The organism is Bradyrhizobium sp. MOS003 (assembly GCF_003020125.1).
Classification (GTDB): domain Bacteria; phylum Pseudomonadota; class Alphaproteobacteria; order Rhizobiales; family Xanthobacteraceae; genus Bradyrhizobium.
Genome location: NZ_PYFW01000003.1, coordinates 694724 through 715901 on the forward strand (window position 1 = coordinate 694724; position 21178 = coordinate 715901).

At 65.1% G+C, this 21178-nt stretch carries 20 protein-coding genes; 9 read left to right on the forward strand and 11 right to left on the reverse strand.

The genetic code is table 11. The features are described 5' to 3' along the window. Nucleotides 1–10: 10 nt before the first annotated feature. The 8 genes from C7G42_RS17995 to C7G42_RS18030 all read left to right on the forward strand — a co-directional run bounded on the left by C7G42_RS17995 (nucleotide 11) and on the right by C7G42_RS18030 (nucleotide 9175). Complete coding sequence (locus C7G42_RS17995; protein ID WP_199580970.1) at nucleotides 11–1042, forward strand: ABC transporter permease; 1032 nt, start codon at nucleotides 11–13, stop codon at nucleotides 1040–1042. Further along, complete coding sequence (locus tag C7G42_RS18000; protein ID WP_106950274.1) at nucleotides 1039–1887, forward strand: ABC transporter permease; 849 nt, start codon at nucleotides 1039–1041, stop codon at nucleotides 1885–1887. Before C7G42_RS17995 ends, C7G42_RS18000 begins: the two co-directional genes overlap by 4 nt. After that, on the forward strand, nucleotides 1884–3554 hold the full coding sequence (gene nikE, locus C7G42_RS18005; protein ID WP_106950275.1) for a nickel ABC transporter ATP-binding protein NikE: 1671 nt from the start codon (nucleotides 1884–1886) through the stop codon (nucleotides 3552–3554). Before C7G42_RS18000 ends, nikE begins: the two co-directional genes overlap by 4 nt. A 142-nt stretch (nucleotides 3555–3696) precedes the next feature. Then, on the forward strand, nucleotides 3697–5298 hold the full coding sequence (locus tag C7G42_RS18010; RefSeq protein WP_106950276.1) for an ABC transporter substrate-binding protein: 1602 nt from the start codon (nucleotides 3697–3699) through the stop codon (nucleotides 5296–5298). Nucleotides 5299–5315: 17 nt separating this feature from the next. Then, the gene (locus C7G42_RS18015; protein WP_106950277.1) at nucleotides 5316–6257 is read left to right on the forward strand and encodes an ABC transporter permease; all 942 of its coding nucleotides are present in this window, start codon (nucleotides 5316–5318) and stop codon (nucleotides 6255–6257) included. Then, nucleotides 6254–7177, forward strand: a complete 924-nt coding sequence (locus C7G42_RS18020; RefSeq protein WP_106950278.1) for an ABC transporter permease — start codon at nucleotides 6254–6256, stop codon at nucleotides 7175–7177. The genes C7G42_RS18015 and C7G42_RS18020 overlap by 4 nt, the downstream gene beginning before the upstream one ends. Nucleotides 7178–7196: 19 nt before the next feature. Then, a complete protein-coding gene (locus C7G42_RS18025) occupies nucleotides 7197–8186 on the forward strand; it encodes an ABC transporter ATP-binding protein (protein WP_199580971.1) in 990 nt (329 codons plus the stop codon). After that, on the forward strand, nucleotides 8183–9175 hold the full coding sequence (locus tag C7G42_RS18030) for an ABC transporter ATP-binding protein (RefSeq protein WP_106950280.1): 993 nt from the start codon (nucleotides 8183–8185) through the stop codon (nucleotides 9173–9175). The genes C7G42_RS18025 and C7G42_RS18030 overlap by 4 nt, the downstream gene beginning before the upstream one ends. Before the next feature lie 90 nt (nucleotides 9176–9265). Here C7G42_RS18030 and C7G42_RS18035 read toward each other — a convergent pair whose 3' ends face one another. From C7G42_RS18035 to C7G42_RS18085, 11 genes are all read right to left on the reverse strand, one after another. Then, the gene (locus C7G42_RS18035) at nucleotides 9266–9553 is read right to left on the reverse strand and encodes a YciI family protein (protein WP_106950281.1); all 288 of its coding nucleotides are present in this window, start codon (nucleotides 9551–9553) and stop codon (nucleotides 9266–9268) included. A gap of 74 nt (nucleotides 9554–9627) precedes the next feature. Next, the gene (locus C7G42_RS18040) at nucleotides 9628–10602 is read right to left on the reverse strand and encodes a sugar ABC transporter substrate-binding protein (protein ID WP_106950282.1); all 975 of its coding nucleotides are present in this window, start codon (nucleotides 10600–10602) and stop codon (nucleotides 9628–9630) included. 42 nt (nucleotides 10603–10644) lie between these two features. Beyond that, entirely contained in the window at nucleotides 10645–11622 is a 978-nt protein-coding gene (locus C7G42_RS18045) for an ABC transporter permease (protein WP_106950283.1), read from the reverse strand. Continuing rightward, a complete protein-coding gene (locus C7G42_RS18050) occupies nucleotides 11619–12569 on the reverse strand; it encodes an ABC transporter permease (RefSeq protein WP_106950284.1) in 951 nt (316 codons plus the stop codon). Before C7G42_RS18050 ends, C7G42_RS18045 begins: the two co-directional genes overlap by 4 nt. Continuing rightward, entirely contained in the window at nucleotides 12562–14085 is a 1524-nt protein-coding gene (locus C7G42_RS18055) for a sugar ABC transporter ATP-binding protein (RefSeq protein WP_106950285.1), read from the reverse strand. Before C7G42_RS18055 ends, C7G42_RS18050 begins: the two co-directional genes overlap by 8 nt. Further along, a complete protein-coding gene (locus C7G42_RS18060; RefSeq protein ID WP_106950286.1) occupies nucleotides 14082–15476 on the reverse strand; it encodes an FAD-linked oxidase C-terminal domain-containing protein in 1395 nt (464 codons plus the stop codon). The genes C7G42_RS18055 and C7G42_RS18060 overlap by 4 nt, the downstream gene beginning before the upstream one ends. Nucleotides 15477–15534: 58 nt before the next feature. Then, nucleotides 15535–16419, reverse strand: a complete 885-nt coding sequence (locus C7G42_RS18065; protein WP_106950287.1) for an intradiol ring-cleavage dioxygenase — start codon at nucleotides 16417–16419, stop codon at nucleotides 15535–15537. 16 nt (nucleotides 16420–16435) lie between these two features. After that, complete coding sequence (locus tag C7G42_RS18070) at nucleotides 16436–17338, reverse strand: NAD(P)-dependent oxidoreductase (protein WP_106950288.1); 903 nt, start codon at nucleotides 17336–17338, stop codon at nucleotides 16436–16438. A 22-nt stretch (nucleotides 17339–17360) separates the two neighbouring features. Next, the gene (locus C7G42_RS18075) at nucleotides 17361–18725 is read right to left on the reverse strand and encodes an amidohydrolase family protein (protein ID WP_106950289.1); all 1365 of its coding nucleotides are present in this window, start codon (nucleotides 18723–18725) and stop codon (nucleotides 17361–17363) included. 4 nt (nucleotides 18726–18729) lie between these two features. Then, nucleotides 18730–19809: a maleylacetate reductase gene (locus C7G42_RS18080; RefSeq protein ID WP_106950290.1), complete on the reverse strand. Its 1080-nt coding sequence runs from the start codon at nucleotides 19807–19809 to the stop codon at nucleotides 18730–18732. Next, nucleotides 19806–20129 carry a Dabb family protein gene (locus tag C7G42_RS18085; protein WP_106950291.1) on the reverse strand — a complete coding sequence of 108 codons (324 nt, stop codon included), beginning with the start codon at nucleotides 20127–20129 and terminating at the stop codon, nucleotides 19806–19808. Before C7G42_RS18085 ends, C7G42_RS18080 begins: the two co-directional genes overlap by 4 nt. A gap of 108 nt (nucleotides 20130–20237) precedes the next feature. On the opposite strand from C7G42_RS18085, the gene C7G42_RS18090 reads away from it, so the two are divergent. Next, nucleotides 20238–21161, forward strand: coding sequence for a LysR family transcriptional regulator (locus C7G42_RS18090; RefSeq protein ID WP_106950292.1), 924 nt, complete (start codon nucleotides 20238–20240; stop codon nucleotides 21159–21161). The last annotated feature ends 17 nt before the right edge of the window (nucleotides 21162–21178 follow it).

The window sequence follows — 21178 nt, forward strand, 5'->3', positions numbered from 1 at the left end:
CCGGAAGGTGATGACCGGTCTTGGCGCAACGATGATGCGGGCGGGCAGACGGCTGTTGTCGTCGCTGCCGGCGCTGTTCGGCGTGCTGGTCTTCACCTTCCTGCTGATGCGCGTCCTGCCGGGCGACCCCGCGGTGTTCTTCGCCTCCGGGCCCAATGCCGGCAAGGAGGAGATCGAGCAGATCCGCAAGCAGATGGGGCTCGACCAATCGGTGCCGGAGCAGCTCGTGTTCTATCTCTCCGACATCGGTCAGGGCAATCTCGGCCGCTCCATGATGACCGGGCAGCCAGTGTTGAAGGATCTGCGCGAGCGGCTGCCGGCCTCGCTGGAGCTCACCTTCACGGCGCTCTTAATGGCGCTAATCGCGGCGGTGCCGCTCGGCGTGGTCGCGGCGCTCCGGCCGGGATCGCTCGTCGATCACGGCGTGCGGCTGTTCTGCGCGCTCGGCGTCTGCGTGCCGACCTTCGTGTCGGGCCTGCTATTGATCTACGTCTTCTACTATCTGCTCGGGCTTGCGCCTGATCCGACGGGCCGGATCGACGTCTTCACCTCGCTGCCGCCATCGCGCACGGGTTTCCTGTCGATCGATTTCCTGCTCGCCGGTGACTTCGAGGGCTGGTGGGCGGCCTTCAAGCAGCTGATCTTGCCAGCGGTTAGCATGGCCCTGTTCGTGATCGCACCGCTGGCGCGGATCACGCGGGCCTCGATGCTGGTGTCGCTCGGCAGCGACTTCGTGCGAACCGCGCGCTCGGTCGGGTTGTCCTGGCGCAAGGTGGTCGTCACCTACGCGCTGCGGAACGCCATCCTGCCCGTCATCACCATCGCCGGCATCGTATTCTCGACCATGCTGGGCGCCAATGTGCTGGTGGAGAAGGTGTTCTCCTGGCCGGGCGTTGCGTCCTACGCGCTCGATGCGCTGCTCTCCTCCGACTATGCGCCGGTGCAGGGCTTCGTGCTGCTGATGGCCAGCCTCTTCGTGCTGGTCAATCTCGTTGTCGACATCTGCTACGGCATCGCCGATCCCAGGGTGTCGATCGGATGACCAGCGCAACCCTCCGCCATTCGGTCTGGATCCTGCGCGGCAATCCGCTCACCGCCGTTGCCGCAACCGGCGTGCTCCTGTTCGTGCTGGTTGCGATCGTCGGACCGTGGATCGTGCCTTACGATCCCGTGGCTTCCAATGTCTCGGAAGCCCTGCTACCGCCGAGCGCGGCGCACATTGCCGGCACGGATCAGCTCGGGCGCGACGTGTTCAGCCGTCTCATCATCGCCGCGCGTCTCGATCTTGCCATTGCGGTCTCGGCCGTCGGCATCTCCTTCGCGATCGGTGCCGTGGTCGGCGCGTTCTGTGGCTATGCCGGTGGCCGGCTCGATCGCGGCGTCGGCCGTTTCGTCGACGTGATGATGGCCTTTCCGCTGTTCGTGCTGGCGATGGCCATGGTCGCAGCGCTCGGCAACCGTATCGAGAACATCGTCATCGCGACCGCGATCATCAATCTTCCCTTCTACATCCGCTTCGCGCGGGCCGAAGTCAATGTCCGCCGCAATGTCGGCTGGGTGGAGGCGGCGCGCGCCTGCGGCGAGAGCCATTTCTCGGTGGTGCTGCGCTTCCTGCTGCCGAACATCCTGCCGGCAATGGCCGTGCAGATCTCGCTGAACCTCGGCTGGGCCATCCTGAACGCCGCGGGCCTGTCCTTCATCGGTCTGGGCGTCAAGCCGCCGACGCCGGAATGGGGCATCATGGTCGCGGAAGGAGCGCGCTTCATCTCGACGGGGCGGTGGTGGCTGGTCGCCTTTCCGGGTTTGGCGCTGATGATGGCGGTCTTGTGCTTCAACCTCCTCGGAGACGGGATGCGGGACATTCTCGACCCCCGCATGCGCACATGAGCGAGGCGCTGCTCAGGATCGACGACCTCCACGTGGCGTTCTCGACGCGGCGTGGCATGGTCGAGGCTGTGCGCGGCGTGACGCTCACGGTCGAAAAGGGCGAGATGCTCGGCCTCGTCGGCGAGAGCGGCTCGGGCAAGTCGGTGACCGGCTTTGCCACGACGCGACTGCTCGACGCGGCGGGGCGGGTCACCGGAGGCAGGATCCTGTTCCGCGGACAGGACGTGACAAAACTTGGGGGAGACGACCTCCGGCAGCTCCAGGGCGCCGCGATGTCGATGATCTTCCAGAACCCGCGGGCCGCGCTGAATCCGATCCGGGCCATCGGCTTGCAGATCGCGGACGCGATCCTCACCCACAAGCGCATCTCGAAGGAGGCGGCGCGAGCCGAAGCGCTGGATCTGCTGCGCGCCGTTCAGATCCGCGAGCCCGAGGCGCGGATGAATGCCTATCCGCACGAGCTCTCCGGCGGCATGTGCCAGCGCGTCATGATCGCGATCGCGATCTCCTGCAATCCGGCGCTGCTGATTGCCGACGAGCCAACCACCGGCCTCGATGTCGCCACCCAGAAAGTGGTGATGGATCTCCTGGCGGACATCGCCGCCGCGCGCGGCATGGCCACGATCCTGATCACGCACGATCTCGGGCTAGCGGCGCGCTATTGCCGCCGCATTGCCGTGATGGAGCGCGGCCGTATCGTCGAGGAAGCGAGTCCCAAGACGCTCTTCAGCACGCCCCAGCACGCCTACACCAGGCGCCTGGTCGCGGCATCGCCGACGTCGACGTCGCGGATCGAAGACCTCGTCACCGAAGAGGAGCGGGAAGGCTACGCGGCAATGCTCGGCAAACCGAGGCTGGAGCCCGCGTACGGAACGCCGCCGCTGCTCGAGGTACGCAAGCTCGCCAAGCGCTTCGACGAGGGCTCGGCGGCGGTGGCCGACTTCTCGATGACCATGGCCGGCGGCGAAAGCGTCGGGCTCGTCGGTGAGTCCGGGTCCGGCAAGAGCACGACGTCGCGGATGATCTGCCGGCTGATCGATCCCAGCGAAGGCGACATCGTGTTCGACGGGCAGTCGGTCGGCCATATCGCGTCGCGCGACTTCCACCGCTCGCCATTGCGCAAAGACATCCAGATGGTGTTCCAGGATCCGAACGAGAGCCTCAATCCGCGTTTTACGGCGTTCGATTGTATCGCCCACCCGCTGATGCGGCTCGATGGCATGCGTGCGGGCGAAGCGCTGCGCAAGCGCGTGGAGGAATGCGCCGAGCGTGTCGGGCTGCCGCTGGAATTGCTGCCGCGCTTCCCGCACCAGCTCTCCGGCGGCCAGAAGGCGCGCGTCGGCATCGCCCGCGCCATCGCCTGCCGCCCGCGGCTCCTGGTGCTGGACGAGCCGACCGCCGCGCTCGATGTCTCGGTGCAGGCGGTGGTGCTGCAACTGCTCGATCGCCTCAGGCGAGAGAACGACATCGCGCTGCTGTTCGTCAGCCACGATCTCAACGTGGTGCGCATGCTCTGCGACCGCACCATCGTGCTGCGCAATGGCGGAATCGTCGAGCAGGGCGAGAGCCGGGCGCTGTTCGACAACCCGAAGACCGATTACACGCGCAAGCTGGTCGAGGCCATCCCGCATATCGAGACGGGCAAGATGCTCGCGGCCGCCCTTTGAGGTCTCAACCTGCCATAAAAGCGATGAGATCCCGCTGGCGAAGGTTCGGTTACTGGCATACCATTTGCACGCTAATGGGCTTCGGTTTCACCTGCCATTGGCCAATAATTGGCCGGCATCACGGCACGACTGGGAGGATTTCATGGATCGCAGGACCGTATTGAAGGGACTGGCTGGCGCGGGCGGTCTGGCATTGACGGGCCTCTCGGCCCCGGCCATCGCGCAAGGCGCATCGGCCCGCACCCTGCGCTTCGTGCCGCAAGCCAATCTCGCCAATTTCGATCCGATCTGGGGCACGCAATATGTCGTGCGCAATGCGGCCGCCCTCGTTTGGGACACGCTCTACGGCATCGACGCGCAGCTTCAGCCGCAGCGTCAAATGGTGGAGTCTGAAGAGACGACGGACGATGGCAAGACCTGGACGTTCAAGCTCCGCCCCGGCCTAAAGTTTCATGACGGCGAGCCGGTGCTGGCCAAGGACGTCGTCGCGAGCCTGTCGCGCTGGGCCGCGCGCGATCCGATGGGCCTGATGATCATTGCGATCCAGCAGGAATTGACCGCCGTCGACGACCGCACCTTCAAATGGGTCTTGAAGCAGCCCTTCCCGAAAATGCTCTACGCGCTGGCCAAGAACAACGCGCCGTGCTCCTTCATCATGCCCGAGCGCATCTCCAAGACCGATCCCTTCAAGCAGATCACCGAATATGTCGGCTCGGGTCCGATGAAGTTCGCCAAGGGCGAATGGGTGCCCGGCGCCAAGGCGGTGTTCGAGAAATTCGCCGATTACGTCCCGCGGCAGGAGAAGGCATCCTGGCTTGCCGGCGGCAAGCAGATGCTGATCGATCGCGTGGAATGGATTGTGATGCCGGACCCGGCGACCGCGGCGGCCGCATTGCAGAACGGCGAGGTCGACTGGTGGGAGAACCCGATCGCCGATCTCGTGCCCGTGCTGAAGAAGAACAAGAACATCAGCGTCGACATTGGCGATCCGCTCGGCAATATCGGCTCGTTCCGCATGAACCATCTGTTCGCGCCGTTCAACGACGTGCGGGCGCGGCGCGCGGTGCTGATGGCGCTCAACCAGGAAGACTACATGCGCGCGATCGTCGGCGACGACAACGCGCTGTGGAAGCCGCTGCCCGGCTTCTTCACGCCGGACACGCCTGTCTACAACGAACTGGGCGGCGAGATCCTGAAGGGCAAGCGCGATTTCGATGCCGCCAAGAAGCTGCTCGCCGAGAGCGGCTATTCAGGCCAGCCGGTCACGTGCCTGGTCGCGCAGGATCAGCCGATCACGAAGGCGCAGGGCGACGTCACCGCGGATCTCTTGAAGAGGCTCGGCATGAATGTCGACTTCGTCGCAACCGATTGGGGCACGGTAGGCTCCCGCCGGGCGCAAAAGACGCCGCCCGGGCAGGGCGGCTGGAACATGTTCCATAGCTGGCACGCCGGCGCCGACTGTATCACGCCCGCCGCCTATACCGCCATTCGCGCCAATGGCGACAAGGCCTGGTTCGGCTGGCCCAATAGCCCGAACACCGAGAAGGAGATCGCCGGCTGGTTCGAGGCCAAGAATGTCGAGGAGGAGAAGGCGGCGATCGGGCGGGTCAACAAGGCGGCGCTCGAGGATGTCGTCTACGCGCCGACCGGCTTCTTCCTGACCTACACGGCCTGGCGCAAGAACGTCTCCGGCATCACCAAGGGGCCGCTGCCGTTCTTCTGGGGCGTTTCGAAATCCGCATGATCGTGCACTGAAACCAGATGCTCTCCTACATCCTCCGTCGCATCGTCTCGACATTGCCGGTCATGGCGATCGTCGCGCTGTTCGTGTTCAGCCTGCTTTACATCGCGCCGGGTGATCCCGCCGTGGTGATCGCGGGCGACCAGGCGAGCCCGGAGGATGTGGAGCGCATCCGCCAGAGCCTCGGTCTCGATCGTCCGTTCCTGATCCAGTTCGGCAGCTGGGTCTGGCGCATCCTGCATGGCGATCTCGGCACCTCGATCTTCACCAACCTGCCGGTCTCGGCGTTGATCGGACAGCGCCTCGGACCGACGCTGTCGCTGATGATCGTCACGCTGCTGCTCACGATCGTGATCGCAGTGCCGCTCGGTGTGGTAGCGGCCTGGAAGGCCGGCAGCCTGATCGACCGCGTCATCATGGGCTTTGCCGTGTTCGGCTTCTCGCTGCCCGTCTTCGTGGTCGGCTACATGCTCGCCTACATCTTCGCGCTCGAATTGGAATGGCTCCCGGTGCAGGGCTACACGCCACTGGCCCAGGGCTTCTGGCCCTGGCTGGAAAATCTGATTCTTCCGGCGGTCGCGCTCGGCTGCGTCTATATCGCGCTGATCGCGCGCATTACCCGCGCCACCATGCTCGAAGTGCTGCAGCAGGATTATATCCGCACCGCGCGGGCCAAGGGCCTCGGGCAGGGCGGCATCCTGTTTGTTCACGCGCTGAAGAACGCGGCGGTGCCGATCGTCACCGTGATCGGGATCGGTATCGCGCTCCTTATCGGCGGTGCGGTCGTCACCGAAAGCGTGTTTGCGATTCCCGGCCTCGGCCGGCTCACGATCGATGCGATCCTGCGCCGCGACTATCCGGTCATCCAGGGTATCGTGCTGCTGTTCAGCTTCGTCTACGTCCTCGTCAATCTGATGATTGACGTCATCTATACGCTCGTTGACCCGAGGATCCGCTATTGACCGACACCACCGTCAATCCGCAGGCGCTTCCGGCCGGATTCGTCCTCGCGCCGCAACTGCCGGAGATCCTTCGGCCAGTCAAGATCCGGCACGGCTTCATCGGCTTCCTGCGCGGTCATCCGACGGTCGCCATCGGCGGCGCGCTGCTGCTGACGCTGGTCCTGATCGCGATCTTCGCACCCTATCTCGGAACGGTCGATCCGACGGCGCTCGCGCCTGCCAAACGCACGCGCGCGCCCTCGGCGGACTATTGGTTCGGCTCCGACGTGCTCGGCCGCGACATCTATTCGCGCGTGCTGTTCGGTGCGCGCGTCTCGCTCACGGTCGGCCTGTCGGTCGCGATCTTCGCATCCGCGGCAGGCCTTGCCATCGGCATGGTCTCCGGCTTCATCCGCTGGGCCGACGGCATCCTGATGCGCTTCATGGACGGCTTGATGTCGATCCCGCCGATCCTGCTGGCGATCGCGCTGATGGCGCTGACGCGCGGCAGCGTCGGCAATGTCATCCTGGCCATCACTGTTGCCGAGATCCCGCGCGTCTCGCGTCTCGTCCGCAGTGTCGTGCTGTCATTGCGCGAGCAGCCGTATGTGGATGCCGCAGTGGCCTGCGGCACGCGCACGCCGATGATCATCCTCCGCCACATCCTGCCCAACACGGTGGCGCCGATGCTGGTGCAGGCGACCTACATTTGCGCCAGCGCCATGATCACCGAGGCGATCCTGTCCTTCATCGGCGCGGGTACGCCGCCCACCATTCCCTCCTGGGGCAACATCATGGCCGAGGGCCGCGCGCTGTGGCAGGTCAAGCCCTACATCGTGTTCTTCCCGGCGGCGTTCCTGTCCGTCACCGTGCTCGCGGTGAATCTGCTCGGCGACGGCCTTCGCGATGCGCTCGATCCGCGCATGGCCAAGAGCCTCTGATGGTGCGGGGCTGATCGCGATGGCATTGCTCGAAGTCGACAATCTCCAGACCCATTTCCGCACCCCCAGCGGCATCAACCGAGCGGTCGACGGTGTATCCTTCCACGTCAACGAGGGCGAGACGCTCGCCATCGTCGGCGAATCCGGTTGTGGCAAGTCGGTGACCTCGATGTCGCTGATGCGGCTGATCCCCGAGCCGCCGGGCAGGATCGCGGGTTCCATCCGCTTTGCGGGAAAGGACCTGCTGCAACTCTCCGACCGCGAGATGCGCGCGATCCGCGGCAACGACATCTCGATGATCTTTCAGGAGCCGATGACGAGCCTCAATCCGGTGCTCACCGTCGGCCGTCAGATCCGCGAGACGCTGATGATCCATCAGGGCCTGGACAAGGCGGCGGCTGAGGCGCACGCAGTCGAAATGCTGACATTGGTCGGCATTCCCGAACCGGGGCGCCGGGTGCGCGAATATCCGCACCAGCTCTCCGGCGGCATGCGTCAGCGCGTGATGATTGCCATTGCGCTCGCCTGCAATCCAAAACTTCTCATTGCCGACGAGCCGACCACCGCGCTCGACGTGACGATCCAGGCGCAGATCCTGAAGCTGATGCTGGACCTCAAGAGCCGGGTCGGCGCCGCCATCATCCTGATCACCCACGACCTCGGCGTCGTCGCCGAGATCGCCGAGCGCGTCATGGTGATGTATGCGGGCCGCAAGGTCGAGGAAGCGCCGGTCGCCGAGCTGTTTCGCGCGCCGCGGCATCCCTATACGCAGGGACTGCTCGGTGCAGTGCCGCGGCTCGGCTCGTCGCTGACAGGCACCGCAAGACGGCTCGCCGAAATTCCCGGCCAGGTGCCCGATCTCAGAAAGCCGATCGTCGGCTGCGTCTTTGCCGGCCGCTGTGCGCTTGCGACCGATCTGTGCCGCCAATATGCGCCGGGGCTCGAAGAGAAGGGCCCTCGTCACGTCGCCGCCTGTCACTATGCAGCCAAGGGAGCCGTCGCGGCATGAGCCCTCCGTTGCTCCAGGTCAACGACCTCAAGAAGCATTTTCCGGTCAACAAGGGCTTTTTCGGGCGAAAGACCGAATTCGTCTATGCGGTGGACGGCGTGTCGTTCGAGATTGCGCGCGGCGAAACATTGTCGCTCGTCGGCGAATCCGGCTGCGGCAAGTCGACGGTCGGCCGCGCTATCCTGCGGCTGTTCGACATCACCGCGGGCCAGGTCATCCTCGACGGCCAGCGCATCGACGATGCCGCGCCGAGCACGATGCGCCAGATGCGCCGGCGTGTGCAGGTGGTGTTCCAGGATCCGTTCTCCAGCCTCAATCCGCGCATGCGCGTGCGCGACATCCTGGCCGAGCCGATCCGGAATTTCGGCCTCGCCAAATCGGCGGAGGACCTCGAGGTGCGCGTCACCTCCCTGATGGACACCGTGCGCCTGCCGCGCGAGGCGCTGAACCGCAGGCCGCACGAGTTCTCCGGTGGCCAGCGCCAGCGCATCGGCATTGCCCGCGCGCTCGCGGCCGAGCCCGAGCTGATCGTGTGCGACGAGGCGGTCTCGGCGCTCGACGTCTCGGTCAAGGCGCAGATCGTCAATTTGCTGCAGGATCTCCAGAGCGAATTTGGGCTCGCGCTGCTGTTCATCAGCCACGACCTCGCGATCGTCGAGCACATGACCCACCGTGTCGCGGTGATGTATCTCGGCAAGATCGTCGAGGTGGCGCCGCGCCGCGAGATCTTTGCCGCGCCAAGGCATCCCTACACCAAGGCGCTGCTCTCGGCGGTACCGCTGCCGGAGCCCGGCGCCCAGCGCAATCCCATCATCCTCAAGGGCGACGTGCCGAGCCCGATCAACCCGCCGACGGGCTGCCGCTTCCACACCCGCTGCCCGCTCGTGTTCGATCGCTGCCGGGTCGAAGAACCGGTGCTTCGCACCGCCGGACCCGAGCAGTGGGTGGCCTGTCATCTCGAGGACGGCGCTGCGGCGATGAGCAGTTGAGGTGCGAGATTTCGTCGGAAATTCGCCAGCAAAAACAACGCCATTCTACTGTGCATGGGGTTGTTTTCGCATTTTTTGGTGGGGCCGGCCTCAACCCTGCCGGCGCAGGAAGCCCGTGATCGTGACCTTTTCCCAGATTCCCGCCGCGGCAAACGGGTCGGCGCGATTGAAAGCCTCGACGTCGCCACGGCCGGGCGCCTCGATCAGGAACAGGCTGCCGATCATCGTTTGACCATCGTCGGAGACGAGCGGCCCCGACATCACGATCTTCACGCCGAAGCGCGAAGTGTCGCTCAGGAAAGTCTTGTGTGCATCGTAATTGGCGAGCCGGGTCGGCAGCGCGCCGGCGCGGTCGACGGCGTGAATGGCGAACAACATGGTGGTCTCCGTTTCTTCGGCTTCAGTTCTTGGGACGGCCGCCGTGGCGACCGCCCGGACGTGATGGGGTGGACCTACTTGGCGCTGAGCTTGCCGGCTTCCTCGAAGGTCGGGCAGGTCCGCTGCTCCAGCGGCACGTCGAACGGTTGGTAGTTGTCCTTGGTGATGACGGTCGGCTTCAGCACGATCTCCGCGATGACCGGCTGATTGCGAAGGCCACGGATCGCCATCATGGTGCCGAGGCAGCCTTGCGCAAATCCGTTGTAGTCGCCGCTGGCGAGCAGCTTGCCGGACTTGATCGCGTCGATCGCCTCCTTGGTGCCGTTGATGCCGATCACCTGCGCCTTGCGATTGGCGCCGTCGAGCGCCTCGATCGCGCCGACCGCCATGGCGTCGTTGGCAGCGAGCACGCCGTCGATCTGGGAGTTCGACTGCATCAGGTTTTCCATCACCTGAAGCGCCTGCAGCCGCTGATAGTTGCCGGGCTGCGAGGCCAGCAGCTTGGCGCCTGGAGCTTCCTTCAGCGCGTCGTTGAAGCCGCGGACGCGGTCGACATTGGTCAGCGAGCCCTTGACGCCCTCGATGATGACGATGTTGCCCTTGCCGCCGAGCGTCTTTAGGAGGAAGCGCGCAGTCTCGAGTCCCAGGCTGTAATCGTCGGCACCGACGAAAGACAGGAATTTGCCGCCGGCCGAGCGGTCGGTGATGTTGACGACGGGGATCTTGGCTTCGTTGATCTTCTCGACGCCCGGCACCATCGCCTTGTAGTCGACCGGCGTGAACACGATCGCGCTCGGCTTCTTCACCACCACGTCCTCGATCTGGCTGAGCTGCTCGGGGATCGAATCCGGCTTGGTCGGGATGTACTGAAGTGTCTTGGCGTTCAGCGTCTTCGCCATGTTGTCGGCACCGACCCGCACCGTCTGGAAAAACGGGTTGGTCTGGTTCTTGGTGAAGACGGCGATGGTCTCGCCGTCGGCCCGCGCTTGCGTGGTGAATGCCGCGGCCATCAGAAGCGGCAGCGTCAGGTAACCCAGTTTATGTTTCATGTTGCCTCCATCCCTCGTTTTGCTTGTTGGTAGTCCAGGAACTCATTGCGCGCGGCGGCGGGTCTTCATGTCGAGCCAGACCGCGAGAATGACGATGATGCCGGTGACCAGCGGCTGCCAGTTGGCGCTGACCGAGAGCAGGTTCATGCCGTTCAGTACCAGCGTCAGGATTAGCGCGCCGATGAAGGTGCCGAACACAGTGCCGACGCCGCCGAACAGCGAGGTACCGCCGATCAGCACGGCCGCGATCGCGGGTAGCGTCAGGCTTTCGCCAATGTCGGCCTCGGCCGAATTGAGCCGCGACAGGAAAATGATCGAAGCGAGCCCCGCCATGGTGCCGGAGACCGCGTAGACCAGCAGCAGGCGGCGCGCGACAGGGATGCCGGAGAGCCGGGCGGCGATCGGATTGGCCCCAATCGCATAAATCTCCTGACCCCAGACCGTCCGTTGCGCGAAGAATGTCCCGATACCGAGGAACACCAGCAGCAGATAGACCGGGATCGGCAGGCCGAACAGATAGCCGCTGCCGATCTGACGGAAGCCGGCGGGGAAGCCGTGAAGCGTTTCGCCCGCCATGTACCAGTAGGTGAGGCCGTTCAGCACCCAGAGCATGCCGTAAGTGGCGATGAAGGAGGGGATGCGAAGCGCCGTGACCATGATGCCGTTGAGCAGGCCGACGAGGCCGCCGCAGGCAAGCCCGGTGAGGATGCCGAGCGCCGGCGAGCCGGTCTTGTGGATCACGGTGCCGGCAATGCAGGCCGACAGCGCGACATTGGCGCCGACGGAGAGATCGAGGCCGGCGGTCAGCACCACCAGCGTCAGGCCGGAGGCGATGAAGAAGGTCAGGCTTGCCTGCCTGAGTACGTTGAGGATGTTGCCGAGACTGAGGAAGGAATCGCTGAGCACGGCAAGTACCGCGCAGATAAGGAGCGCCGCGAGCAGGCGATAGAACACCTGGATCGCGTCCTGCGACAGGAACGAGCGGGGCGGCATCATGGCGTCTTTGGTGATGTCGGTCACGCCCGACTCCTGAGACCATCGAGGAACAGCGCGACGATGACGAGCACGCCGACGCTGGCGACCTGCACCGAGGACGGCAGCGAGATCAGGTTCAACCCGTTGCGCAACACACCGACGGAGAGCACGCCGAGCAGGGTGCCGAGCAGCCAGCCATTGCCGCGCTCGAACGAGGTGCCGCCCACCGCGACGGCCGCGATGGCGTCGAATTCGAGGCCGAGGCCGGCGGTGGGATGGCCGGAATTCATGCGCGCCGTCATCAACAGCCCGGCGATGCCGGCCATGGCGCCGCCGAGCGCATAGACCCCGATCAGCAGCCTGTTCGGCGACAGGCCCGCATAGCGCAAGGCCTCGCGATTGCCGCCGAGCGCGAAGATGTAGGTGCCGAAGCGGGTGTGATAGAGCAGGCCGTGGAACGCCGCATAGGTCACGAGCGCCATCACGATCGGCACGGGCACGCCGAGCAGCGTCGACGAATAGATATCGCGGACGCTGTGGGGGATGCCGACCACGCTCTGGCCATCGCTGACGATCAGCGACAGCCCTTGCGCCATGCCGAGCGTGCCGAGCGTCGCGACGAAAGGTGGAATGCCGAGGATGGCGACCAGCCAGCCGTTGGCAAGGCCGAAGGCCACACCCACCAGCAGGCCAGCGCCGAGGCCCAGCAGCATCGACTTGGTCGCGAGCGACACGATGGCGACGCAGAGCGAAGTCAGTGTCAGCACTGCGCCCATCGAGAGGTCCAGACCCTCGGTCATGATGATCAACGTCATCGGCAGCGCGAGCATGGTCAGGATAGTCGACTGCACCAGCACGTTGGAGAGATTGGCGACCGACAGGAAACCGGGCGCGATCGCGGTGAACAGCGTGATCAGCAGCACCAGCACGATGGCAACGCCGGGAATGCGCTGCAGCGGGTTGGACCTCGAGACGACCGCGGCTTCACGCATGATGTATCCCCAGTCGCACGATGTTCTCCTCGGTCAGTTCGTTACGGGCCAGGTGCCCGGCGATTCGACCCTCGCGCATCACATAGGCGCGGTCGCAGACATGGCAGATCTCGATTTGCTCGGACGAAATCATCAGCGCTGCCGCGCCTTCCGCGACCAGGCGGTCGATCAGCGCAAAGATCTCGGATTTGGCGCCGATGTCGATACCGCGCGTCGGCTCGTCGAAGATGAAGAGCTTCGAGCCGGCCGCCAGCCATTTGCCGATCACGACCTTCTGCTGGTTGCCGCCCGAAAGCAGGCCGACGGTCTGGCGCGCGCTGGGCGTTGCAATGCGCAATTGCCGGATCAGGGCGTCGGAGGTCCGTTGCGCGCTTCGCGAATCGAAAAGCCCGCTCGGGAACAGCTTCCGCAGCGCCGATACCACGAGGTTGTCGCTGACCGAGCGCAGCAGCGCGAGACCCTCGCTCTTGCGGCTTTCCGGGATCAGAGCAATGCCGCGGCGGGCGGCAAGATCAGGCTCGCCGGAAATGGCCTTTCCGTCGAAGATGATCTCGCCTGATGTGACCGGATCGGCGCCGAAGATGGCGCGCGCGACTTCGCTGCGGCCGGAGCCGACGAGGCCGCATAGCCCGACGATCTCGCCCCGGCGCACCTCGATATTGATGTCGGAGATACCGGTCGCCGCGCTCAGGCCCTTGACCTCCAGCAGAAGCTCGCCGGGCTTGTCGGCAAAGCTGCGCGGATAGGTCATGTCGACATTGCGGCCCACCATCATGCGCACCAGCTGGTCCGGCGTGACATCGGCCGGTTTGACGCCGTCGATGCGGCGGCCGTCGCGCAGCACGGTGATGCGGTCGCCGAGCGCGAATACCTCGGCCATGCGGTGCGAGATATAGACGATGGAGACGCCGTCGGCCTTCAGCCGCGCGATCAGCGCGAACAGCAGTTCGGTCTCGCGGTCGGATAGCGCCGCGGTCGGCTCGTCCATCACGAGGATGCGCGCGTTCTGGCTGATCGCCTTGGCAATCTCGACCATCTGCTGCTGTGCGACGCCGAGCTTGTCGACGGTCGTGGAGGGATCGATGTCGAAGCCGATCGCGTCGAGCACACGCTTCGCATCGGTCAGGATCTTGCGGCGGTCGATGGTGCCGGGGATGCGTCCACCGGGCTCGCGGCCGAGGAAGATGTTCTGGGCGATATCGAGATGGGGAACCAGCGAGAATTCCTGGAAGATCACGGCAATGCCGAGCTTCTGCGCATCCGCGGTCGACGAGATCGCGACCTTGTCGCCCTTGTAATAGAATTCGCCGGCATCGGCGCGGTAGGCGCCGCACAGCACCTTCATCAGGCTCGATTTGCCGGCACCGTTCTCACCCAGCAGCATATGGACTTCGCCGGGGTAGACGGCAAAGGACACGTCATCCAGCGCCTTGACGCCAGGAAATTCCTTGCTGATGCCGCGCAATTCCAGCAGCGGCGTGGGCGTGGTGACCTCGACCGGGAGCGCGTCGCTCATGCTTTGGCTCCGCTGGCAAAGATCTTTCCAGGGTTCATCAGTCCATCAGGATCGAGCGCGGTCTTGATGGATCGCATCACGTCGACGGCCTCGCCGAGTTCATCGGCGAGATAGTCGATCTTGCCGAGCCCGATGCCGTGCTCGCCGGTGCAGGTGCCGTCCATGGCGATGGCGCGGGCGACCATGCGGGCCTGCAGCGCCTTGGCGGCTTCGCTCTCCTCGGGCTTTACGGGATCGATCAGGATCAGCATGTGAAAGTTGCCGTCGCCGACATGACCGACGATCGGCGCTGTGAAGCCATGCTCGTCCGCATCGCGCCGAGTCTCGGTCAGGCATTCCGCCAGCCGCGAGATCGGCACGCAGACGTCGGTGATCACGGCGCGCGCGCCCGGCCGCAGGCCCAGCCCGGCATAGAGGGTGTTGTCGCGGGCATGCCAGAGCCGGCTGCGGTCTTCCGCAGCCTTCGCGCAGGCAAAGCCGTGGCCGCCGTGGTCGGCCGCGATCGCCTGCGCGGCTTCGGCCTGCTCGGCAACGGAGGACTCGGAGCCGTGGAACTCGAAGAACAAGGTGGGCGCTTCGCGATAGCCGAGCTTGGCGTAGGCATTGATGCCACGCATCATGACGTCGTCGAGCAGCTCGATGCGCGCCACGGGGATCGCCGACTGGATCACAGAGATCGCGGTGTTGACTGCATCATGCAGCGTGTCGAAGCTGCAGACGGCGGCGGAGATTGCTTGCGGCACGGGGTGCACTTTGAGGGTGATCTCGGTGATCACACCGAGCGTTCCTTCCGCGCCGACGAACAGGCGAGTGAGGTCATAACCGGCGGCCGACTTCCGCGCACGCTTTGCAGTGCGGATGATGCGGCCGTCGGCCAGCACCACCTCCAGCGCCATGACGTTGTCCTTCATGGTGCCGTAGCGCACCGCCATGGTGCCGGAGGCCCGCGTCGAGGTCATGCCCCCGATCGAGGCGTCGGCACCGGGGTCAATCGGGAAGAAAAGTCCGGTATTGCGCAGCTCCGCATTGAGCTGCTTGCGGGTGATGCCGGGCTGCACGACAACGTCCATGTCGCTGTCGTGAACCGTCAGCACCTTGTTCATGCGCGCGAAGTCGAAGCAGACGCCGCCAGCAATCGCGGCCGCATTGCCTTCCAGCGAAGTTCCCGCGCCGAACGGAACGATCGGCATACCCGAGCTCGCGCAGAGCTTGACGATCTCGGCGACCTCCCGCGTCGTTTCAGGGAAGACGACGATGTCGGGCGGCAGATTGCGATAGTGCGATTCGCTCTGCCCGTGCTGATCGAGCACGCCACGCGCAACGCTCGCGCGCGGGCCGATCATGCCGGTGAGGCGATCGGCCAAGATGCTCGTGCTGACCCGCGGTCCCATCCTTAGCTCCCGTCTGCTCCCTGTCGCCGGACTCTTGCTGGTCCGTCGCCGCTTCAGCTTAAGCGGCTCTTGCGTTGCTCGCGACCTGCTTGAGGCCGAAATCATAGTTGAGATGGAAATATTCGGTGTCCACCATGCGACCATCCGGCGCACGGCCGGCCGGATGCCTGGCGAATTCGCGGATAAGGCTGTCCTTGACGCCGAACACCACGTCCGAGTCGAGATATTGGTCACCTGCGACGAACACGTGGGTTACCAGTTGTTCGAAGCCCGGCGCGGAGATCATGAAGTGAACATGCGCCGGACGCCAGGGGTGGCGGCCCTGCGCCTCCAGCATCTCGCCGACCGGGCCGTCGTGTGGGACGGGGTAGGCGGCCGGCTTGATCGACCAGAAATGGAATTTGCCGTTGGCATCGGTGTGGAAGCGCGCGCGCATCGCGAGATCGCCGATCTGGTCGAGCTGCTGCACGTCATAGTAGCCGTCATCGTCGGAGTGCCAGACATCCACGATGGCACCCACGAGCGGCTTGCCGTCGACGGTCGAGACCGAGCCGGTGACCAGCATGGGGTCGCCTTCCATCGGGCCGGAAATATCCGCGCCGCTGTCCTTCTCAGGAGCTGCCTGGACGAAGAACGGGCCAAGCACCGTGGTCTCAGTCGCGCCCTCCGGCACCGGATGGTTGATCGCATCGACCAGCATGGAGACGCCGAGCGTATCCGACAGCAGGATGAACTCCTGGCGCTTGTCGTCGCACATGTGCCCGGTGCGGGTCAGGAAGTCGATGCCGAACTCCCACTCCTTTTGGGTCGGACGAATCTCGCGGACGAAGGCATGGAGGTGGCGCACCAGGGCTTCGCTGACCTGCTTGATGCGCGGATCGCCAGCGTCCTTGATCCGCTCCAGCACGGCGTCGGTGATCGTGGTCTCGTTGAAATTACGCATCTGTGCCTTCCGCCGATCAGAGTTTGGGCTCGCCGAGCCCGGACAGCCGTTCCAGGTGCTTGACCGTCGCGATGAAGTCTGTGTCGCCGTCGCCTTGTGCGACCAGCGAGCCGTAGGTCTCGCGCACCTGGGCGGCGAGCTGAAGCGGGACGCCGACGGCGTGGCCGGCGCCGAGGATGAGGTCGAGATCCTTGGCCATCTGCTTGCAGGAGAAAGTGGACTCGAAGTCGCGGTTGCGTAGCGGCGCGGTCTTGTACTTGACCATGGGCGAGGCCACCGCGCTGTCGTCCAGCACTTTCAGAATGTCCTGCCAGGCGATGCCGCCCTTGCGCGCCAGCGCCAGGCTCTCGGCCATCATCGCGGCCGACACCGCGATCATCAGATTGACCGAGAGCTTTGCGTAGCGTGCTTCCTCGGCCGGACCGAGATAGGTCTGCGCGCGAGTGAAGGCCGCAAACAGCGGCTTTGCGTTTTCGAAGGCGTCTTTCGGCCCCGAGACGAAGCAGGTCAAGGCGCCGGTATGAACGATGCTGGCATTGCCGGAGACCGGCGAGCGCAGATAGGCAATGCCGCGCGCCTGCGTGGCGGCCGCAACTTCAGTGGACGCTTCGACGCTAACGGTGCTGGTCTCGATCAGAACGGTTCCTGGCGCCATGGACGCGATGAGGCCGGCAGGGCCGAGCAGCGCGCCGCGCAACGCGACGTCGTCCGGCAGCGAGGTGATGACAGCGGTCTTGCCGCTCACGGCCTCAGCCGGCGATGCCGCGATCAAAATGCCTTGCCCACGAGCCTCGTCGATCCGCGCCGCGCTTTGGTCGAACGCGGTGACGGTGTGACCGGCCTTGGCGACAAGCACCGACATCGGCAAGCCCATCTTGCCGATCCCGATAAAAGCGATGTTTTTCGAGGTGTCTGTCATTTTTGTTGTCCGTTGGCGCCCTTCAGGCGGCGCGTCCCTGTCGTTCGATGTCCTGCACCAGACGCCGGCCTGATTGCGCCAGCAATTCCTTCTTCGCCTCCAGTCCGTCGACCAGGAGTCGCCCGTTCCGCTTCTTCCAGTCGCCGTCGATCATCACGGCCTCGATATTGGCAAGGCTCGTCTGCATCACGACGGTCGCGACGGGGTCGTGCACCGGGACGAGGTTGAGGTCGGAGGCATTGATGACGACGAGGTCGGCAAGCTTGCCCGGCGTCAGCGATCCGATCTGGTGCTCGCGGCCGAGCATGCGGGCGCCTTCCGTCGTGATCCAGCGCAGCGCTTCGCGAACGGGGATCGTGGTGGTCGCGGGAATGGTGCCGTTCGTCTTGCGCGCCTCTGCATTGTCGAGCGCCCGCTGCGTCGAGAGCGCGACGCGCGCGACGGTCAGGAGGTCTCCGGCCAGCACGGACTCCAGATCAATGCCGATCGTCGGCCGCACGCCGCGCTTGAGCAGCCGCCCGGTGATCGGAAAGCCGTGGCCCTGGATCATCTCATTCTCCGGCGTGACGGAAAAGGACACGCCGAGATGGACCATTCGGTCGAGCAGATCGTCGGGCAGATCATTACCGTGGACGATGTTGATGCCGGTGCCGACGAGCCCGGCCTCGATCAGCTTCTCCCATCCGCCGGGCGTCTTGGCCGGGCCGCCGCCCTGATGCATCGATGCGATCAAGTTCAGTTCGCGCGCCATGCGGAAATCGTGCATGGCGACGCCGAGCGTCGAGTAATGTGGGCCGAGGATTGCAAGGCCGAGCGTAACAAGGCCGTCGCGGTCGGCGAGGGCACCCGCCAGCAGTCGTTCGACCTCGCGGCGCGGGTGTGGCACTTCCGAGAAATGGGGCTCGCCCGGCTTCGGCTCGGGTTTCGGCGAGCCGTGGAAGAAGGCGGCGCGGATGCCGCTCTCGATCAGGCCGCGCACCGCGGCGTCGGTATGGTTCGGCGTCGGATTGTTGTGGCACCAGTCGACCAGCGTGGTGGTGCCGCAATTGATCTGGTTCAGTGCGCCGACCAGCGTGGCGACATGGATGTCGTCGGGCCGGAACACGGTCGCTAACCCTGCATGCATGCGGCGGAAATATTCCAGCAGCGTCCAGTTCGCGGCAAAGCCGCGCAGGCCGGTCTGCCAAGTGTGCATGTGCGCGTTGATCAGGCCCGGAATGACGATACGGCCCTTGCCGTCGACGATCTCCGTGTCGGCCGCGACGTCGATCGATGGACGCACGTCGAGGATGCGGCTGCCCTCGATAAGTACATCGCCGGTGCCGAGGTCACCGATCGCGTCATCCATTGTGATGACGGTGGCGGATTTGATCAGTGTGCGCCGCATCGTTTCAAGCCGCCGCTTTGATGGCGGCCGGAGGCTCGCCGGCCCAGGCGCGCGCGATCAGGTCGCGGATGGCGCCGCGCTCGAGCGGGCGCGGATTCCAGTAGGCGTTGGTGACGGCAAGATCAGCCGCCTTGTCGATGCCGCTCTCGGGCATGCCGATATCGCGCAGCGCCGTCTTCGCACCCAGCCGCTTGGCAAGTTCGAAAAGTCCCTGCGATGCATCGGCCGCGCCGATCGCACGGGAGATTCGCGCCATCGCGTCTGGCACGGCCGGCGCGTTGTAGGCCAGCGCGTGCGGCAGCACGATGGTGTGGGTCTCGGCATGGGGTAGGTCAAAAGTGCCGCCGAGCGTGTGGCAGAGCTTGTGATGCAGGGCCATGCCGACGGTGCCGAGGCAGACGCCGCACAGCCAGGCGCCATAGAGCGCTTCGGTGCGGGCCTCGCGGTCGTCGCTTCTGGTGGCAATGGCGGGCAGGGCGCGTGCCAGCGCGCGGATGCCTTCTTCCGCCATCAGCGATGTGACGGGATTGGTGTCGCGCGCATAAAGCGCTTCGACTGCGTGGGCGATGGCATTGATGCCCGATGTTGCGGCGAGACTCGCCGGCAGCGTCAGGGTGAGGTCGACATCGTAGATCACGGTCTCCGGGAGGATCGCCGCACCGCGCACCGTGGTCTTCAGGCCATTCTCGGTTTGGCCGACGATCGGCGTCATCTCCGAGCCGGCATAGGTGGTGGGAATGCAGAGTTGGTTGATTCCGGTGCGCAAGGCGAGCGCCTTGCCGAGGCCCGTGGTCGAGCCGCCACCGAGCGAGACGACGCAGTCGGCCTCGCATGCCTTCATCACCGCGAGCGCGAGCTCGGTGACCTCGACCGGCGTGTGCATGGTGGCGCCGGCAAAGATGCCGGCATAGAGCGGGCCGAGCGCGGAACCGAGGCTCTTGCCCTGCGCTTCCTGCTGCGGCGTCGTCAGCACCAGCGCGCGCTTGCCGCCCAGCCGTTCCACCTCGGCCCTGGCGGAGCCAAGCGTTCCGCTGCCGAACACGACGCGGCAGGGCAGGTTTTCAAAGGTGAACGAACCGATCATGCGCCGGTCTCTTTGATGGGATAATCGACCTGGAAGCGCCCGATCCGCAAGTCGCCCAACGCTTCGCGGACGCGTAAATGTTCAGGATGGGTTGCGTAGGCCGAAAGCGCGGCCTGGTCGGTGAATTCAGAGAACAGCACCACGTCGCAGGCATAGTCGACCGCGCTGACGTCGACGCCGACCTCGATGTGGGTGAGGCCGTCGATCCGGCCCCTCAGGCCCTCGAACAGGGTCTTGACCTTGGCCCGGGCGGCAGAGCGCTCCTCAGGGGTCTCCCCGCGCAGCCGCCACATCACGATGTGCCTGATCGGGCCCGACATTTCCTGATTTCCTCGCCTGCTATCTTGCTTGTGTTGCGGCCATTTTGACTTGCGGGATGCGGAAATAAAGGTCAAAAATCGCAAGTCTCTTTTCCAGAAAGTGGAGAAATGGATCGGTTGCTGCAACTGGAACTCTTCGCCAAGACGGCCGAACTCGGCAGCCTGTCCAAGGCAGCCGAAGCCTTGCGCATGTCGAATGCGGCTGCGAGCCGCACCCTCAGCGCGCTCGAGGAGCGCCTCGCCGTCCGGCTGATCGAGCGCAACACCCGCCGGCTGTGGTTGACGGAAGCCGGGCAGGAGTTGCTGAACCGTTGCGGCCCCGTGCTGAGCGAATTGGCCGAAGCCGAGGATATCGTCAGCGATCGCGCGCTGTCACCGCAGGGTACGCTGCGCGTCACGAGCTCGCTGTCCTTTGCGGTGATTTATCTCGCGCCGATGCTGCCGGCCTTCCGTGCGCGCTATCCGAAGCTCAACATGCAGATCACGACGGCCAACCGCTACCCTGATTTCATCGAGGCCGGCATCGACGTCGCGATCCGCACGCGCGAGCAGGAGCCGGATTCGAACATCATCGTCCGCCGCATCGGCCAGATGCATCGCGTGCTCGCGGCCGCTCCGTCCTATCTGGAGAAGCATGGTCGTCCGGAGCAGCCTGCCGATCTCGCCCGCCACAACATGCTGGTCTACAATCTCGCCAACGATCCCTATTCGCTGCGGCTCAGCCGGAGTAGCATGACGCAGACCGTCCGCATCACGCCGACGCTCGACAGCAACGACGGTCAGGTCATCCGAGGCGCGGCGCTGGCTGGTCTCGGCATCCTCATCCAGCCGCTCTACATCGTGCAGAGCGACATCGCGGCCGGCCGTCTCGTTCCGGTCCTGATGGACTGGGAGCTGCCGCTGCTCACGATGAACATCGCCTATCAGAACCGCGCCGGCCTGCCCGCCAAGATCAGGGTGTTTTCCGACTTCCTGGTCAACCACATCCGCGAGCACTCGGAGCCGGGGATCTGGATCGACGCGGCGAAGTGAGCGGGAGAAGCTCGGGC

Coding starts and splice junctions, on each gene's coding strand:
- C7G42_RS18030 (WP_106950280.1), top strand. CDS start 8,183: ATGAGCCCTCCGTTGCTCCAGGTCAACGACCTCAAGAAGCATTTTCCG.
- C7G42_RS17995 (WP_199580970.1), top strand. CDS start 11: ATGACCGGTCTTGGCGCAACGATGATGCGGGCGGGCAGACGGCTGTTG.
- C7G42_RS18080 (WP_106950290.1), bottom strand. CDS start 19,809: ATGATCGGTTCGTTCACCTTTGAAAACCTGCCCTGCCGCGTCGTGTTC.
- C7G42_RS18065 (WP_106950287.1), bottom strand. CDS start 16,419: ATGCGTAATTTCAACGAGACCACGATCACCGACGCCGTGCTGGAGCGG.
- C7G42_RS18050 (WP_106950284.1), bottom strand. CDS start 12,569: ATGCGTGAAGCCGCGGTCGTCTCGAGGTCCAACCCGCTGCAGCGCATT.
- C7G42_RS18085 (WP_106950291.1), bottom strand. CDS start 20,129: ATGTCGGGCCCGATCAGGCACATCGTGATGTGGCGGCTGCGCGGGGAG.
- C7G42_RS18000 (WP_106950274.1), top strand. CDS start 1,039: ATGACCAGCGCAACCCTCCGCCATTCGGTCTGGATCCTGCGCGGCAAT.
- C7G42_RS18090 (WP_106950292.1), top strand. CDS start 20,238: ATGGATCGGTTGCTGCAACTGGAACTCTTCGCCAAGACGGCCGAACTC.
- C7G42_RS18055 (WP_106950285.1), bottom strand. CDS start 14,085: ATGAGCGACGCGCTCCCGGTCGAGGTCACCACGCCCACGCCGCTGCTG.
- C7G42_RS18015 (WP_106950277.1), top strand. CDS start 5,316: ATGCTCTCCTACATCCTCCGTCGCATCGTCTCGACATTGCCGGTCATG.
- C7G42_RS18035 (WP_106950281.1), bottom strand. CDS start 9,553: ATGTTGTTCGCCATTCACGCCGTCGACCGCGCCGGCGCGCTGCCGACC.
- C7G42_RS18010 (WP_106950276.1), top strand. CDS start 3,697: ATGGATCGCAGGACCGTATTGAAGGGACTGGCTGGCGCGGGCGGTCTG.
- C7G42_RS18070 (WP_106950288.1), bottom strand. CDS start 17,338: ATGACAGACACCTCGAAAAACATCGCTTTTATCGGGATCGGCAAGATG.
- C7G42_RS18060 (WP_106950286.1), bottom strand. CDS start 15,476: ATGGGACCGCGGGTCAGCACGAGCATCTTGGCCGATCGCCTCACCGGC.
- C7G42_RS18040 (WP_106950282.1), bottom strand. CDS start 10,602: ATGAAACATAAACTGGGTTACCTGACGCTGCCGCTTCTGATGGCCGCG.
- C7G42_RS18025 (WP_199580971.1), top strand. CDS start 7,197: ATGGCATTGCTCGAAGTCGACAATCTCCAGACCCATTTCCGCACCCCC.
- C7G42_RS18075 (WP_106950289.1), bottom strand. CDS start 18,725: ATGCGGCGCACACTGATCAAATCCGCCACCGTCATCACAATGGATGAC.
- nikE (WP_106950275.1), top strand. CDS start 1,884: ATGAGCGAGGCGCTGCTCAGGATCGACGACCTCCACGTGGCGTTCTCG.